This is a genomic window from Cupriavidus sp. DB3 (assembly GCF_020418465.1).
GTDB classification, from domain to species: domain Bacteria; phylum Pseudomonadota; class Gammaproteobacteria; order Burkholderiales; family Burkholderiaceae; genus Cupriavidus; species Cupriavidus cauae.
This window is the reverse complement of the sequence record NZ_JAIZPL010000001.1, coordinates 350667-365497: the sequence shown is the minus strand read 5'-3', so window position 1 is coordinate 365497 and position 14831 is coordinate 350667. Positions and strand designations below refer to the sequence as shown.

The window sequence follows — 14831 nt, the reverse complement described above, 5'->3', positions numbered from 1 at the left end:
ACCGCGTCCGGCATTCGGGCAAGCGCGACCGGAGGTTACGCCGCCGACTGCGTCAGCTCGGGCGTGCCCGGGGCGGCGGGCGCGACGGCCTCGCCGGCCATCGCCTTGCGCAGCTGATCCTTGTCCAGCTCGCCTTCCCAGCGCGCGACAACGATCGCGGCGGTCGCATTGCCGACCAGGTTGGTCAGCGCGCGGCATTCCGACATGAAGCGGTCGACGCCGAGGATCAGCGCCATGCCGGCGACCGGCACCGAGGGCACCACCGCCAGCGTGGCCGCCAGCGTGATGAAGCCCGCGCCGGTCACGCCGGCCGCGCCCTTGGAGCTGAGCATCGCGACCAGCAGCAGCAGGATCTGGTCGCCGAACGACAGGTGGATGTCGCAGGCCTGCGCGATGAACAGCGCGGCCATCGTCATGTAGATGTTGGTGCCGTCCAGATTGAACGAATAGCCGGTCGGCACGACCAGGCCGACCACCGACTTGGCGCATCCGGCCCGCTCCATCTTCTGCATCAGCGTCGGCAGCGCGGCCTCGGACGAACTGGTGCCCAGCACCAGCAGCAGTTCCTCACGGATATAGCGGATCAGCTTGACGATCGAGAAGCCGTTGTAGCGCGCCACCAGGCCCAGCACGATCAGCACGAACAGCAGCGACGTCAGATAGAAGGTGCCGACAAGCATCGCCAGGTTGGCCACCGACTTGATGCCGTACTTGCCGATGGTGAACGACATCGCGCCGAACGCGCCGATCGGCGCGACCTTCATCAGGATCGACACCAGGCGGAACACCGGCAGCGTGACGGCCTGCAGGAAATCGACCACCGGCTTGCCGCGCTCGCCGACCAGCGCCAGCGAGATGCCGAACAGCACCGCGACGAACAGCACCTGCAGGATGTCGCCATTGACCATGGGGCTCAGCACCGTGGTCGGGATGATGTTCATCAGGAAGCCGGTGATGGTCGAATCGTGCGCCTTGGCGACGTAGCCGGACACCGCGTTCGAATCCAGCGAGGCCGGATCGATATGCAGGCCGTGGCCGGGCTGGACCACGTTGCCGACGATCATGCCGACCGCCAGCGCCAGCGTCGAGAACGTCAGGAAGTAGATCATCGCCTTGCCGGCGACGCGGCCGACCTTCTTCAGGTCCGACATGCCGGCGATGCCGGTGACCACGGTCAGGAAGATCACCGGCGCGATGATCATCTTGACGAGCTTGATGAAGCCGTCGCCGAGCGGCTTCATGCTCGAGCCGATATCGGGCCAGTAGTGGCCCAGCGCGATGCCGGCGACGATGGCGACCAGCACCTGCACGTACAGATGGCGATAGAACGGACGAGGCTGCGCGGCCGTGGCCGCGGCGGTGTGGGTGTCGATCATGCGGGTGTCCCCTGCCAATGGGCTGCCGGGCGCCATGCGGGGGCACGCGGCGGCGAGTTTCTTGAAATATCCTGGCCGAGCGGATGCGGCGCCGGACCAGCCGCTATCGCAATGCGTGTGCCAGCCGAATGTCTTTCACAATTCGTTGATCTTTAAGGGAAAAATTCGGAAGCGCCGTGCGGCGCGCTGGCGTTTGAGTGGAAATCCACATAGAATTCGGGCCGCCTGTATGGAAATCCACACAATTTTTACGCACACAACCCCGCGTTAGCATCGGACGTGCGGGCCTGACCACTCCGCTACCTCCGCGCTCACTTCGCCAGCCGATGGCCCGACCGCCCGCCTCGACCCTGCCAACCGACCAAGCGCGCGCGCGCCGGTCCTTCACGCCGCGCGCCGCGGCGGGCGTCGCGCTGGCCGCGCTGCTGATGCTGGCGCTGACGGTCGCGGTGCTGCGGATGGTCGAGCGCACGGCGCATCGCGAGGCCACCGCGGCGGTCACCCAGCGTGCGCTGACGGCCGCGCAGTTCAACGTCGCCACGCTGCGGCGGGATCTCGAAAAGCATCGCGCGCTGCCGTTCGTGCTGGCGCAGGACCCCGACCTGAAGACGGCGCTGGCGACGGCCGACCCGCAGCGCCTTGCCGCGCTGAACGGCAAGCTCGAGGCGCTGGCGGCCGGCACGGGCGCCTCGGTGATCTACGCGGTGGACCGCCGCGGCCTGACGGTCGCCTCGAGCAACTGGCGCGGCCCCGACAGCTTCGTCGGCGAGAACTACGCCTTCCGCCCCTACTACCAGGGCGCGATGGCCGGCGGCGCCGCCGAGCACTTCGCCCTGGGCACGATCAGCCGCCGCCCCGGCCTGTACCTGTCGCACCGGCTCGACGATGCCGGCGGACAGCCGCTGGGCGTGGTGGTCGTCAAGGTCGAGTTCCCCGGCCTCGAGGAAGACTGGGCGCACCTGGCCGAGCCGGTCTTCGTCACCAACAGCGATGGCGTGGTGCTGTTGACCAGCGAGCCCGGCTGGCGCTTCCGCTCGATGGTGCCGCTGGGCGAGGCGGCGGCCGAGCAGCTGCGGCGCAGCCTGCAGTTCGGCGATGGCACCTTCGCCCCGCTGCCGATCCGGCCGTTTTCCGCGGCAGCCGGTGCCGCGCCGGCGCGCAGGCCGCCGGCCAGCGGCGAAGAGATACTTGCCGACGTGCCCGGACACCCGCCCGGCGACAGCTATCTCCACGTTGCGCTGCCCGTACCGTCCACGCATTGGACCTTCCATCTGCTGGCGCCCAGCCGCGACGAGCGGACCGGCATCGCGGCGCGGATGCAGGCGCAGGCGCTGGTGGTGCTGCTGCTCGCCTATATCGCCATTGCCACCGGGGTCTACGCGCGGCGCCGGCTGCGGCGGCACAACGCGCAGCAGGCCGCGATCCGCGCCGAGCTGACCGCGCGCGTGCAGGCGCGCACCGCGGAACTGCAGGCCGCCAACGACCAGTTGCGCGCCGAAATGGAGGAACGCCGCCAGGCCGAGCTGCGGCTGCACGCCGCGCAGGAGGAACTGGTGCAGGCCAACAAGCTGACCTTTCTCGGCCAGATCGCCGCCGGCGTCGCGCACGAGATCAATCAGCCGGTGGCGGCGATCCGCAGCTATGCCGACAACGCCGGCAGCTATCTGGAGCGCGGCGAGGCCGACGGCGCGCGCGCCAGCCTCGCGCGGATCGGCGCACTGACCGAGCGCATCGGCGCCATCACGGGCCAGCTGCGCGCGTTTGCCCGCAAGGGTTCGGGCGCGCGCGAGCCGACGCCGGTGGACGACGCGATCGAAGGCGCGCTGCTGTTGCTGGGGCCGCGCCTGCGCACGCAGCCCGTCGCCCTGGTGCGCTCCGGCGACAAGGGTCTGCGCGTGCAGGCGGAACGGTTGCGGCTCGAACAGGTGCTGGTCAATCTGCTGCAGAACGCGCTGGACGCCGTCGCCGGCCGCGACGATGCGCGGATCGACATCGCGACGCATGCGGACCATGCGGACGGTGCGAACGGTGGGGACGATGCGCGCGTGCGCATCGAGATCGCCGACAACGGCCCCGGCATCGCGCCCGAGATCGCCGAGCGGCTGTTCACGCCCTTCTCCACCTCGAAGCCGGAGGGCATGGGACTGGGGTTGGTGATCAGCCGCGACATCGTCGCCGAGTTCGGCGGCACGCTCGATACGCGCCCCCGCAGCGGCGGAAACGGCGGAAGCGGCAGCGGCGCGATCTTCACCATCACACTGAATTCAGCTCCATGATGCAAACCAGCGAAGCGCAAGCCAGTCAGGGTCCGGTACGCCGGGTCGCCCTGGTCGACGACGACCACGACGTTCGCGCCGCAGCAGCCGAAAGCCTGACCCTGGCCGGCTATCGGGTCGACGCGCACGCCAGCGCGCAATCCTTTCTCGACAGCCTGCGCGACGGCTATCCCGAGGTGCTGGTCACCGATATGCGGATGCCGGGGCTCGACGGCCTGCAACTGTTCGAGCGGGTGCTGGAGCGCGACGCCAGCCTGCCGGTGATCTTCATCACCGGCCATGGCGATATCGCGCAGGCGGTCGAGGCGATGCGCCGCGGCGCCTACGATTTTCTGGAGAAGCCTTACGCCACCCATCGCCTGCTGACCGCCGTCGGCCATGCCTGGGAACAGCGCCGTCTGGTGCTGGAAAACCGCCGGCTGCAGGACGCCGCGACGCAAGCGGAAAGCGCCTGGCCGCTGATCGGCGTGACGCCGGCGATGGAGCGGCTGCGCCAGACCATCCGTCATATCGCGGATGCCGATGTCGACGTGCTGGTGGTCGGCGAAACCGGCAGCGGCAAGGAAATGGCGGCGACCGCGCTGCATCGCTGGAGCCGGCGCAGCGCGGGCGAACTGGTCGCGCTCAATTGCGCGGCGCTGCCCGAGAGCGTGATCGAGAGCGAGCTGTTCGGCCACGAGCCCGGCGCCTTCACCGGCGCGCAACGCAAGCGGATCGGCCGCATCGAACACGCCAACGGCGGCACGCTGTTTCTCGACGAGATCGAAGGCATGCCGCCGTCGGTGCAGCTGAAGCTGCTGCGCGTGCTGGAGACGCGCAGCGTCGCGCCGCTGGGCACCAACGAAATGCGGCCGGTCGATCTGCGCGTGATCGCGGCCAGCAAGGTCGATCTGGGCGACCCCGCGCAGCGCGGCGATTTTCGCGAGGATCTGTATTACCGCCTCAACGTCGTCACGCTGTACATGCCGCCGCTGCGCGAGCGGCGCGAAGACATTCCGCTGCTGTTCGAGGTCTTCACCGGCCAGGCCGCCCGCCGCTTCCAGCGCGAGGCGCCGCCGGTCACCGACGCGGTACGGCGCTATCTGAACACGCACTCGTGGCCGGGCAACGTACGGGAACTGCTGCATTTCGCCGAACGCTTCGTGCTGGGCGTCCATACGTTGCCGACGCCCCCCGCCGCTCAGGCCGCGACCTCGGGCGACACCAGCGCCGAAGGCACGCTCGCCGAACGGATGGACCGCTACGAGGCCCAACTGATCCGCGACACGCTCGCCGCGAACGGCGGCAATGTTCGCGCCACGCTGGAATCGCTGGGCATCGCGCGCAAGACCTTCTACGACAAGCTCCATCGGCATGGGATCGAGCGGCGGGAGTATTTGAGCGACAAGACGGAATAGCCATCAAAGGCATTGCGAACGCGAGCAGTCGGGAAGGAGCGCGGACTTTTGAACTACGCTGGAATCCGACCGCTGCCCTAATCTGTCCTCTCCCGGATGTACATGCCGGTGATGACTCCAGGTACGTCAGTGGCCCGCCTTGCGCGGGCCACTTCATTTTGTACGCCGATCTGTCCCCGGGCGTTGCCTCACGGATTGCTCAATCCACCGTAATCCCCCGCTGCCGAATCACCCCGGCCCAGCGCGTCGTCTCCTTCTGGATCGTCTCGGCCAATTGCCGTGGCGTGCCGCCGCCGACGTCCATGCCGAGCGTCGCGAGCTTGCTCTTCAGGCCCGGATCGGCCAGCACTTCGCCGGTCTGGCGGCTCAGCTGCTCGACGACCTCGCGCGGCGTGCCGGCGGGCGCCATCAGCGCGTACCAGGACACCGCCTCGAACTGCGCAAAGCCCTGTTCGGCGATGGTCGGCACATCGGGCAGCACGGCCGAGCGCCTGGCGCTGGCCACGCCGAGCGCGCGCAGCCGGCCGGCCTGGATATACGGCAGCGCCGCCGAGATCTGCGCGAACATCATCGTGACCTGGCCGCCGACGAGGTCGGTCATCGCCGGGCTGACGCCCTTGTAGGGCACGTGGATCAGCTTGACGTTGGCGTCGAGCTGCAGCAGTTCACCGGCCAGATGCGCCTGGCTGCCGGCCCCGGGCGAGGCGAACGTCAGCTTGCCGGGCTGCTGGCGGGCGAGCTTGAGCAGATCCCCGAGCGACCTGGCCTGGACGCCAGGGTGGACCACCAGCACGTTCTCGGCCGTCGCCAGCATCGTGACCGGCACCAGGTCGGCCGCCTTGTAGGGCAGGTTCGGCATCAGCGAAGGATTGACGGCGATATTGCCGACCGGCACCACGGCGAGCGTATAGCCGTCGGGTGCGGCCTTGGCGACGTGATCGACGCCGATCGTGCCCGCCGCGCCGGCCTTGTTCTCGACGACGACCGGCTGGCTCCAGCGTTTCGACAGGCCATCGCCCACCGCGCGGCCGAGCACGTCGGCCGGGCCGCCGGCGGCAAAGGGCACCACCAGCCGGACCGCCTTGGCGGGATAGGCTTGCCCGCCGCCGCCCTGCGCCGATGCGCCAGGCGGCACACTTGCCGCAAGCAGCGCGCCCAGTATCGTGGAAAGCAGACGCATCATCGTGAATCTCCCGAGTGAATCAGGCCAATGGATCGGAGGGGTGCGGCAAGGGCTTCGACAAAGGTTCTGACAGCGGCTCCGACAGTGGCTCCGACAGCGGCTGCGACGACGGTCGCGACGATGGCTGCGACAGCGGCGACGAAAGCCCCTGCGCCACCGGCGTCGCCGCGGTCAGCGCGACGCCCGCGTGGTCGGCCTCGCGCGCCCACCGGACCAGGCGCCGGTAATCGCCCGGCTCCACCGCGGCAAAGCGCGCCAGCCGCAGCGTGGCGAGCGCTTCGGCACAGTCCGGATCGCGATGCGCGTCCAGCAATGCCCCGCGCAGCCGCGCGGCAATCTCCTCGTCGATGCCGGGCGAGGCGACCAGCGGCGGAATCGGCGAGGACTGCGTCACCGCCAGCGTGCGCAAGGCGGCGATCCGCCCGGGCGCATGCAGACGCAGCAGGTCCAGCACATAACTGTCGACTACGCCAACCTCCGCCCTCCCTGCAATGACGGCATCGATCACGTCCTGCGGGGTCGGCGTGGCCGCTTCGGTCGGCAGATACAACGCCCCGTCGACCAGCCCGAACTCCATCAGATAGCGGCGCGGCGCGTTATAGCCGGAATTGGATTCCGGCAGCATGCACGCAAGGCGCGTGCCGAAGGTCTGCGCCAGCGAGGCGCACGGCGAATCGGCACGCACGATGAACTCGCTGAAGTAGCGCGGCAGGCCGCCATAGCGCGGCAGATCGGGCACCGGCGCCGCCAGCAACCGGTAGCGCACCGGCGCCGTCGCAAACGGATAGCCGCACATCAGCACGCAGGCGCAATCGTCGCGCTCCCACAGCGCGCGGATCGGCGCCGGCGCATCGTGCTCGACATAGGCCAACTCCACGCCGGCGCGCTGTGCCACGCGCATCAGCAGCGTCCGCCAGACCGCGCCGGCCTGCGGCGACACCGAGTACATGCGTGCATTGGCGATCATGCGTAGACCAGCCTTTGGCCGATGCCCATGCGCTGCGCCTTCTGCATGATCGCGTGGCCGAGCGCGATATCGCTGAGCGACAGGCCGCGATGCCAGAACAGATTGGTCTCGTCGTCGCTCTGCCGCCCGGGCTTGCGGCCGGCAACGATCTCGCCGAGCTCGGCGTACAGCGTCTGCTCCGACAGCTTGCCGGCCTCGACATGGGCGCGCAGCGAGCCGAACATGCCTCCCTTGCACTGGCTCCAGTCGTCGACCACCAGCTTGTCCATGATGTCGGTCAGCGACAGCTCGACCGCGCTCATCGTGCCGTAGGGCACGACGAAGGCGCCGCGCGAGATCCATTCGGTCTTCAGCAGCGGCGTCGGCCGTTCCAGCCGCGAGGCTTCGACGACGATATCGGCGCCGCGCACGCACGACTCCCAGTCCTCGGTCACGACGATCGGCTTGCCCAGGTCGCGCTCCAGCCTGGCGGCGAACGCGTTGCGGCTTTCGGGGCGGCGCGAGTGCACGCGGATCTCGTCGAAGTCGAACAGGCTGTCGAGCAGCCGGATATTCCAGTACGAGGTCCCGCGCGCGCCGATATGGCCCAGCACCTTGCTGTTGCGCCGCGCCAGATGACGCGCCCCCAGCGCGGTCAGCGCCCCAGTGCGGGCATCGGTGATGAAGGTCGCGTCGATCACGGCGACCGGCATGCCGGTGCGCGGGTCGAACAGGTTCAGCAGCGCCATTTCCGACGGCAGGCCCTGCTTGTAGTTGTCGACGAAGTCGCCGACGATCTTGACCCCCGCCAGCCCGAGCGGCGCGACATAACCGCGCAGCACATTGAAGTGCCCGTTGAAGGCGGGGTCCGGGATCAGATGCATGCGCGGCTCGATCACGGTCTGCCCATTGCCCTGCGCCACCAGCCCCTGCTCGACCGCGGCAAGGATCTCCGCGTCGGTCATCGCCAGCTGCGCGATGTCCTTGCCGTTGAGGTAGGTCAGATGGATGTCGCTCATACCGTCTCCTGATGTCGTGGATCGTCGAATCGTGGATTCGTCGAAATCAGTGTAGGGAGCGCGGCCATGACTGTCATATGCTTATATATCGGTGACGCTTAACATCGTGTTATGTCATGAAAATCAATCTGCGCCAGATCGAAGTCTTTCGCGCGGTGATGCTGACGGGCTCCATCAGCGCCGCCGCCAAGCTGCTGTACGTCTCGCAGCCGGCAATCAGCCGCCTGCTGTCGCATACCGAGCAGCGCCTGGGCTTCGCGCTGTTTCGCCGCACCAAGGGAAGGCTGTATCCGACGCCGGAAGCGCGCCGCATGCTGGCCGAGGTCAACTCGGTCTACGAGGGCATCGAGCGCGTCAACGAGATCGCCGAGGACCTGGCGGCGAACCGCACCGGCAGCCTGCGTGTGTCGTGCAGCCCCAATCTGGGGCAGACGGTGCTGCCGCGCGCGATCGCGCGCTTTCGACTGGCGCATCCGGAGGTCCGCATCGTGGTGCGCACGCAGATTCCGGCCAATATGCTGCGCGCGCTGCTGTCGGGGCAGGTCGAGCTGGGCGTGTCGACCATGCCGCTGACGCACCCGAACCTGGAGGCGCGCGTGCTGGCGCGCAATCCGCTCGTCGCGCTGGTGCCCGAGGACCATCGCCTCGCCGGGCGCAGTGCCGTGCGGCCGGCCGAACTGGCCGGCGAGGCGCTGATCGGCTACGGCGACGACGTGCCGTTCGGCCTGCTGATCCGGGAGATGTTCGGTGGCGAGGCGGACCAGCCCGATTTCAGCGTGCAGGTGGAACAGGCACACGTCGCGCGTGCGCTGGCGCAGGCCGGCGCCGGCATCGCGCTGGTCGATGCGATGACCGTGTTCGGCCAGAGCTGGCCCGACATCGTCGCGGTGCCGGTCAAGACCCGCGTCATGGCATCGGCGCAGATCTTCCATGTCGAGACCGAGCCGCTGTCGCGGCTGGCGCTGGACTTCGTCGATACGCTGGTGGCGATGATGAAGCGGTAAGGCGCAATGCTGCACGCCACCGCATAGCGCCGCGCACTGCCGCTCACCGCCGCCCCCCCCCGCTCACCGCGGCTCACGGCCGCGCTCCGCTTGCCGGCCTTCCGCTAATGCACGATCCCGCCCTTGACGAAGCGCACCGGCTCGGCGTCCATCCGCAGCAGCAGCGCAGTCAGCCCATCGGGTGCAGGCTTGCCGCCCGATGCTGACTTCGCCGGCTGGCCCGACTCGCACAGCAGATCGGCATCGGACCAGCCCTTCTGCTGCGGCGTGCCGCGTGCACGCAGCCAGCCGTTGCGATCGGCCAGCAGCTCGGTGCCGGCAAGGCGTTCCGGCGCGACGCCGCCAAGCCGCGCGACGATATCCCAGGCCTGCGGCGACACCGCCGTGCACTCGCTGCGAAACTGCGGCACGGCGGCGGGCGGCCTGCCGTCGGGCGTCACCAGCAGCGTGAGAAAGCGTGGATCCTCGAGCGGAATGCGATCGGGCGAGCCGTCGAAGGCGACCAGCCGCAGCCGCTGGCCGTCGCGCCACCGCGCCAGCCGGCGCGGCGCATCGGCGCCGCAGCGTATCGCCATATCGGGAACCGGTACCGCCATCGGCCAGCTGCCGGCCGACTTCGCACCCTCGCCCGCCGCGAGCGCCTTGGCGTAGTCGAGCACGGCCCAGATTTCGTCATCGCGCAATACGCCGGCAAACGCCGGCATCACGAGGCGACCATCGTCATCGCGCATGCCATCGGCGATATGCCAGAACAGCTCGCCATCGGCACGGCGTCCGAGCAAGGGGCCGACCAGCGTTGGCGGCCAACGCGGCAGCGTCGCCGCCATCGGCCCTTCGCCGCGGCCGTCGTCACCGTGGCAGGCCGCGCAATGCTGCCCATAGATTCGCGCGCCGACGGCAATCGCTTCCACAGAAAATCCGGTCGGACTCGCATGAAAGCTGGTCGGCGCCGCCGGCACGAACAGCAGCGCCGGCGCAGGCCAGGGTGCAAACAGCAGGCTCGCGGCCGCGATCGTCAGCAACAGCACGCGCCGGCGCCGCCATGGCAGCGTGAGCACAATCGCCACCAGCGACAGCGCGACGGCGATCCCTGTCCACGCCAGTTGCCTCGCCACGCCGAGATCGATCAGCAGCGTTTCGCCGGCGATGCGATGGCCCCAGGGCCAGGCCGGCTGTCCGTGCGCGTCGCCGGTCAGCCCCAGCCAGTGCCATAGCCGCAGCAGGCCGAACTGCGCCTGCTCGACGATGGCCAACAGCGTATCGAGCCAGGGCGGCAATACCACGCCGTTCATCGAACCGTTCGCGCCGCGGCGTCCCCGAACGCTTCCCCCAACGCTGCCTTCAACGCTTGCGCCAACGCCTCCTTCAACGCACCCTCCAACGCCCCGTCCAACGTCTCCCGCAACGCTTCCTCCATCACCAGCTCGCGTCCAGTCCCAGATGCCGCAGCGCCTCGTGCCGCATCTCGGTCAGCCGCGGATCGCCGCGATGGCGCGGATACGGCAGATCGACCTCGATCTCCGCGCGGATGCGCGCCGGCCGATCGCTGAACACGATCACACGCTGCGCCAGGAACAGCGCCTCCTCGACATCGTGCGTGACCAGCAGGGCCGAGAACCCGGCGCGTTGCCACAGCGCGACCAGCTCGCTCTGCATCGCCAGCCGCGTCAGCGAATCGAGCTTGCCGAGCGGCTCGTCCAGGACCAGCAGGCGCGGATCGTTGACCAGCGCACGTGCCAGCGCCACGCGCTGCGCCATGCCGCCCGACAGCTGATGCGGAAAGGCGCGCGCGAAGTCCTTCAGGCCCACGCGTTCGAGCGCCGCGTCGACGCGATGATGTTCGCGGCCGAGCAGCCCGCGCGCCTGCAGGCCCAGCGCCACATTGTCCCAGACGCGCCGCCACGGAAACAGCGTCGGATCCTGGAACACGACGATGCGCGACGGGTCCGGCTCGGCGATCGTCGCGCCGTCCTGCAGGATTTGACCCTCCACCGGCGCATCGAGGCCCGCAACCAGTCGCAGCAAGGTCGACTTGCCGCAGCCGCTGGGCCCCAGCAGCGCGACGAATTCCCCCGGCTCTACCTTCAGATCGACCCGGTCGAGCACCTGCAGCCGTGTCTCGCCGTCCCCGAACCAGTGGCTGACCTGTCGTACCTCGATGCGCGCGCCGGCTCCCTCGCGCTCAATGACCCCACCCGTCCCGTCGTTCTTTTGTGGATGCAACCCTGCCGGTCCCTGCACCGCGGTCGCCTTTGCCTTGTCCGCAATCGCCGCGCTCACCATTTGACGGTCCCCTTCTGCCACGACAGTGCCCGGTCGCGCAGCGCGAACAGCAGCGTGATCACCCCGGAAAACAGCAGCGCCATCACGATCAGCGCCGCGTACATGTTGACGTAGGAGGCCCAGCCCTGCGCCCAGGTCAGGTACCAGCCGAGCCCCGACTTGACGCCCATCATCTCGGCGGTGACCAGCACCGAGAACGACGCGCCCAGCCCCATGAACAGGCCGACGAACACCTGCGGCAAGGCCGCCGGAATCGCCACGCGGAGCACCAGGAACCAGCCCGACGCCCCCATCGTGCGCGCCACGTCGTAGTAGCGCTTGTCGACGCTGGCAACGCCCGACCACGTCAGCACCGCCACCGGAAAGGCCGTGGCCAGCGCGATCAGGAACACCGCGGCCGAATAGCTGGACGGGAAGAAGTAGAAGGTCAGCGGCAGCAGGGCCGTCGACGGCAAGGGGCCGAGCACGCGCAGAACCGGATGCACCCAATAGCCGATCCGCCGCGACCAGCCGATCGAGACGCCGATCAGGAAACCGACCACCGCGCCGTGCGCGACACCGAAGCCGAGCAGCTTCAGCGTGTTCAGCGCGCTGTCGCCGAGCCGGCGCCAGTCGTCGAGATAGACCTCGATCAGCGCCTGCGGCGGCGCGAAGAACGGCGTCGGCAAGGTTCCGGTCTTGGCGGTCAGGAACTCCCAGCCGGCCAGCACCAGCGGCAGCGCGACCAGCCAGGGTCCGGCGCCGCGCAGCGCCGTCCAGCCGCGGCGCCCCGCCCACACGCGCGCACCGATTGCCGCGGACAGCGCCAGCGCCGCCGCCACGGCCAACGCCGCGACGCCGAGCTCGGCGGTATAGGCCCAGTCGCTGAAGCCGGCCACGCGGTTGGGCCAGCGCCAGGTCAGCAGGCCGAAGCCCGCCCATGCCAGCGCGGCAACGTAACCGACGGGCCATTGTGCCGGCGCGGCCGCGCTCGCAGCTGCGCCGGCAGCCGTGATCGAAGCCACCGAGGGCGAGGCGGAGGCCGAAGCGCGTGCGGCCCGGCGCGCCGCCCGGCCGGCATCGCGCGCGCCCTCGAACGCAGGTTGATGCGTACTCATGATTTATCCCAGGACATTGGCATAGACGTGCTGTGCCAGGCGTTGCGGATCGGTGGTCTTCTTGATCACGCCGATCCGGCGGAAATCGTCGGCATAGAACGCGATCTCGTCGCGCAGGTCGATGCCGGTCGGATGATGCGTATAGGTCAGCGTCGCGTAGAGCTTGCGCAGATCGTCCAGCGAGATCTTCGGCGAGTACTTGGCGAACACCCTGGCGGCCTCGTTCGGGTTCTCGTGCACGAAGTCGGTGGCCTGCACGATCGCGCGCGCCAGTGCCGACGCGGCGGGACGGTCGTTGCGCACCAGTTCGCCGCGCGCGCCGACCACGCAGCAGACCTTGCGCGCATACTCGCCGCTCAGGTTGGTCGCCAGTTCGACGTAGGCGCCGTTGGTGCGCTTCTCCAGCAGATAGAGATTCGGATCGCCGTCGGCAATCGCCTGGATCTCGCCCTTGTCGACCGCCACGCCGAGCAGGTCGGCCGGATACTGGCGCCAGGTCACGTCCTTGTCCGGGTCGATGCCGTTCTTGGCCAGCAGGATCGTGAAGAAGTGCTTGCCCGGCGCGGCCAGGTCGCTGACGCCGACGGTCTTGCCCTTCAGCGCCTGCAGACTGGTGACGCCGGCCGCCTTCGCGCCGACCAGCCGCACGCAGCCGCCGTGCGAGCTGCCGATGATCTTGACGTCGAAGCCCGCCTCCAGCGGCTTGAGCCAGCGGTGGATCATGCCGACGGCCGCGTCGGCCTTGCCGGTGGCGATCGATTCGAGCAGCTGGTCGGTGGAGCCGCTGTAGTTGATCAGATCGACCTGCAGGCCGTTCTTCTCGAAGAAGCCCTTTTCCTGCGCGACCACGATCGGCGTCAGGCAGAACGAGTTCTGATTCCACGCAAAGGTCAGCTTGCGCGGCGCGGACCAGGCGCGCCGGCCGAGCATCAGCGCCGGCGCGGCGAGGGCCGCGGCGCCGGCCAGGCGCAGCACGTCGCGCCGCCGTCCGGCGGCGGGCTTGGCATCGGCGGGGGATTCGAGTTGGCTCATGGTGATACGGCTCCCGTGGTTCGAGGTGTTCCTGATTTCGTCTTGGTTTGGTTTTGGTATGTGTTGTCGCGCATTGCGGGCGCGGCAATCGGGCTCATGCCGCTTGCCGTTGCCCCTGCGCGTGTTCAAGCGCCCGCTGCGCCTCGCGTTCGGCGACCAGCGCGCGCAGCCGCGGAATCAGCTCGCGGCCGTAGTCGATCGCATCGTCGAGCGGATCGAAGCCGCGGATCAGGAAGGTGGTGACGCCGAGGTCGTAGTAGTCGAGCAGCGCGTGCGCGACCTGTTCGGGCGTGCCGACCAGTCCGGTCGAATTGGAGCGGCCGCCGGTCTCGCGCGCGATCGCGGTCCACAGCCGGGTATCGACGCGATCGCCCTGCTCCGCGGCGGCCAGCAGGCGGCGTGCGCCCTCGCTCTGCTGCGGCCCGCCGCGGCTGTAGCCCTGCTGCACGCGCAGCGCGCGGGTGCGTTCGAGAATGCGGTCGGCACGCTCCCAGACCTTCTGCTCGGTGTCCGCCAGCACCGGGCGGAACGACACCGAGAAGCGGATCTGGCGGCCGTGCTTCGCCGCCTCGGCACGAACCCGCGTGGTCAGCTCGCGCACCTGCTCCAGCGATTCGCCCCACAGCGCATAGACGTCGGCGTGCTTGCCGGCGACTTCGATCGCCGGCGCCGAAGCCCCGCCGAAGTAGATCGGCACATGCGGCCGCTGTGCGGGCTTGACCTCGGAGAAGCCGCGCTGGAAGCGGTAATAGCGGCCCTCGTGATCGAAGGGCGCGTCTTCGGTCCAGATGCGGCGCAGGATGCCGAGATATTCGTCGGTGCGCGCATAGCGCTCGTCGTGATCGAGATAGTCGCCATCGCGCTTCTGCTCGTCGTCCGAGCCGCCGGAGATCACATGCACGCCGAGCCGGCCGCCGCTGAACTGGTCCAGCGTCGCGATCTGCCGCGCGGCCAGCGTCGGCGCGGTAAAGCCGGGGCGATGCGCCAGCATGAAGTGAATGCGCTCGGTCACTGCGGCCGCATACGAGATCGTCAGCGTGGCCGACGGCCCGGTGGAATGATGCGGCACCAGGATGCGGTCGAAGCCGGCCTGCTCATGCGCCTGCGCGAAAGCCCGCACATAGTCGCGATCGACGGCGGGCCCGCTGGGTGGATGGATCTCGGATTGCTTCTGGCTCTGGATCATGCCGATGATGTCGACGCTCATGGGTTCTCCTG

12 protein-coding genes are annotated in these 14831 nt (G+C 69.0%); 3 read left to right on the top strand and 9 right to left on the bottom strand.

Features of this window, described 5'->3' with window-relative positions:
• Positions 1 to 35: 35 nt before the first annotated feature.
• Positions 36 to 1376, bottom strand: a complete 1341-nt coding sequence (locus K7G19_RS01585) for a dicarboxylate/amino acid:cation symporter (protein ID WP_150083476.1) — start codon at positions 1374 to 1376, stop codon at positions 36 to 38.
• A 326-nt stretch (positions 1377 to 1702) separates the two neighbouring features.
• On the opposite strand from K7G19_RS01585, the gene K7G19_RS01580 reads away from it, so the two are divergent.
• Together K7G19_RS01580 and K7G19_RS01575 are read left to right on the top strand one after the other, a co-directional pair.
• Positions 1703 to 3652 (top strand): ATP-binding protein, encoded by a 1950-nt coding sequence (locus K7G19_RS01580; protein ID WP_226105375.1) that lies wholly within the window; start codon positions 1703 to 1705, stop codon positions 3650 to 3652.
• Complete coding sequence (locus K7G19_RS01575; protein WP_149318191.1) at positions 3649 to 5049, top strand: sigma-54 dependent transcriptional regulator; 1401 nt, start codon at positions 3649 to 3651, stop codon at positions 5047 to 5049. Before K7G19_RS01580 ends, K7G19_RS01575 begins: the two co-directional genes overlap by 4 nt.
• A gap of 199 nt (positions 5050 to 5248) precedes the next feature.
• On the opposite strand, the gene K7G19_RS01570 is transcribed toward K7G19_RS01575, so the two are convergent.
• From K7G19_RS01570 to K7G19_RS01560, 3 genes are read right to left on the bottom strand one after another with little or no spacing between them, the layout of a single operon-like run.
• Complete coding sequence (locus K7G19_RS01570) at positions 5249 to 6232, bottom strand: tripartite tricarboxylate transporter substrate binding protein (protein ID WP_226105373.1); 984 nt, start codon at positions 6230 to 6232, stop codon at positions 5249 to 5251.
• A gap of 19 nt (positions 6233 to 6251) precedes the next feature.
• The gene (locus tag K7G19_RS01565) at positions 6252 to 7199 is read right to left on the bottom strand and encodes a phosphate/phosphite/phosphonate ABC transporter substrate-binding protein (RefSeq protein WP_226105371.1); all 948 of its coding nucleotides are present in this window, start codon (positions 7197 to 7199) and stop codon (positions 6252 to 6254) included.
• On the bottom strand, positions 7196 to 8197 hold the full coding sequence (locus tag K7G19_RS01560) for an ornithine cyclodeaminase family protein (RefSeq protein ID WP_150083471.1): 1002 nt from the start codon (positions 8195 to 8197) through the stop codon (positions 7196 to 7198). The genes K7G19_RS01565 and K7G19_RS01560 overlap by 4 nt, the downstream gene beginning before the upstream one ends.
• A gap of 116 nt (positions 8198 to 8313) precedes the next feature.
• Between K7G19_RS01560 and K7G19_RS01555 the strand changes: the two genes are divergently transcribed.
• The gene (locus K7G19_RS01555) at positions 8314 to 9201 is read left to right on the top strand and encodes a LysR family transcriptional regulator (RefSeq protein WP_149318187.1); all 888 of its coding nucleotides are present in this window, start codon (positions 8314 to 8316) and stop codon (positions 9199 to 9201) included.
• A 104-nt stretch (positions 9202 to 9305) separates the two neighbouring features.
• On the opposite strand, the gene K7G19_RS01550 is transcribed toward K7G19_RS01555, so the two are convergent.
• From K7G19_RS01550 to K7G19_RS01530, 5 genes are all read right to left on the bottom strand, one after another.
• Positions 9306 to 10493 (bottom strand): cytochrome c, encoded by a 1188-nt coding sequence (locus K7G19_RS01550; RefSeq protein ID WP_226105369.1) that lies wholly within the window; start codon positions 10491 to 10493, stop codon positions 9306 to 9308.
• 124 nt (positions 10494 to 10617) lie between these two features.
• Positions 10618 to 11484, bottom strand: coding sequence for an ABC transporter ATP-binding protein (locus tag K7G19_RS01545; RefSeq protein WP_226105368.1), 867 nt, complete (start codon positions 11482 to 11484; stop codon positions 10618 to 10620).
• Positions 11478 to 12581, bottom strand: coding sequence for an ABC transporter permease (locus K7G19_RS01540; RefSeq protein WP_226105367.1), 1104 nt, complete (start codon positions 12579 to 12581; stop codon positions 11478 to 11480). Before K7G19_RS01540 ends, K7G19_RS01545 begins: the two co-directional genes overlap by 7 nt.
• A gap of 3 nt (positions 12582 to 12584) precedes the next feature.
• Positions 12585 to 13613, bottom strand: coding sequence for an ABC transporter substrate-binding protein (locus tag K7G19_RS01535; RefSeq protein WP_150083467.1), 1029 nt, complete (start codon positions 13611 to 13613; stop codon positions 12585 to 12587).
• 94 nt (positions 13614 to 13707) lie between these two features.
• A complete protein-coding gene (locus tag K7G19_RS01530) occupies positions 13708 to 14820 on the bottom strand; it encodes an LLM class flavin-dependent oxidoreductase (RefSeq protein WP_226105366.1) in 1113 nt (370 codons plus the stop codon).
• Between the last annotated feature and the right edge of the window lie 11 nt (positions 14821 to 14831).

Coding starts and splice junctions, on each gene's coding strand:
- K7G19_RS01585 (WP_150083476.1), bottom strand. CDS start 1,376: ATGATCGACACCCACACCGCCGCGGCCACGGCCGCGCAGCCTCGTCCG.
- K7G19_RS01580 (WP_226105375.1), top strand. CDS start 1,703: ATGGCCCGACCGCCCGCCTCGACCCTGCCAACCGACCAAGCGCGCGCG.
- K7G19_RS01575 (WP_149318191.1), top strand. CDS start 3,649: ATGATGCAAACCAGCGAAGCGCAAGCCAGTCAGGGTCCGGTACGCCGG.
- K7G19_RS01570 (WP_226105373.1), bottom strand. CDS start 6,232: ATGATGCGTCTGCTTTCCACGATACTGGGCGCGCTGCTTGCGGCAAGT.
- K7G19_RS01565 (WP_226105371.1), bottom strand. CDS start 7,199: ATGATCGCCAATGCACGCATGTACTCGGTGTCGCCGCAGGCCGGCGCG.
- K7G19_RS01560 (WP_150083471.1), bottom strand. CDS start 8,197: ATGAGCGACATCCATCTGACCTACCTCAACGGCAAGGACATCGCGCAG.
- K7G19_RS01555 (WP_149318187.1), top strand. CDS start 8,314: ATGAAAATCAATCTGCGCCAGATCGAAGTCTTTCGCGCGGTGATGCTG.
- K7G19_RS01550 (WP_226105369.1), bottom strand. CDS start 10,493: ATGAACGGCGTGGTATTGCCGCCCTGGCTCGATACGCTGTTGGCCATC.
- K7G19_RS01545 (WP_226105368.1), bottom strand. CDS start 11,484: ATGGTGAGCGCGGCGATTGCGGACAAGGCAAAGGCGACCGCGGTGCAG.
- K7G19_RS01540 (WP_226105367.1), bottom strand. CDS start 12,581: ATGAGTACGCATCAACCTGCGTTCGAGGGCGCGCGCGATGCCGGCCGG.
- K7G19_RS01535 (WP_150083467.1), bottom strand. CDS start 13,613: ATGAGCCAACTCGAATCCCCCGCCGATGCCAAGCCCGCCGCCGGACGG.
- K7G19_RS01530 (WP_226105366.1), bottom strand. CDS start 14,820: ATGAGCGTCGACATCATCGGCATGATCCAGAGCCAGAAGCAATCCGAG.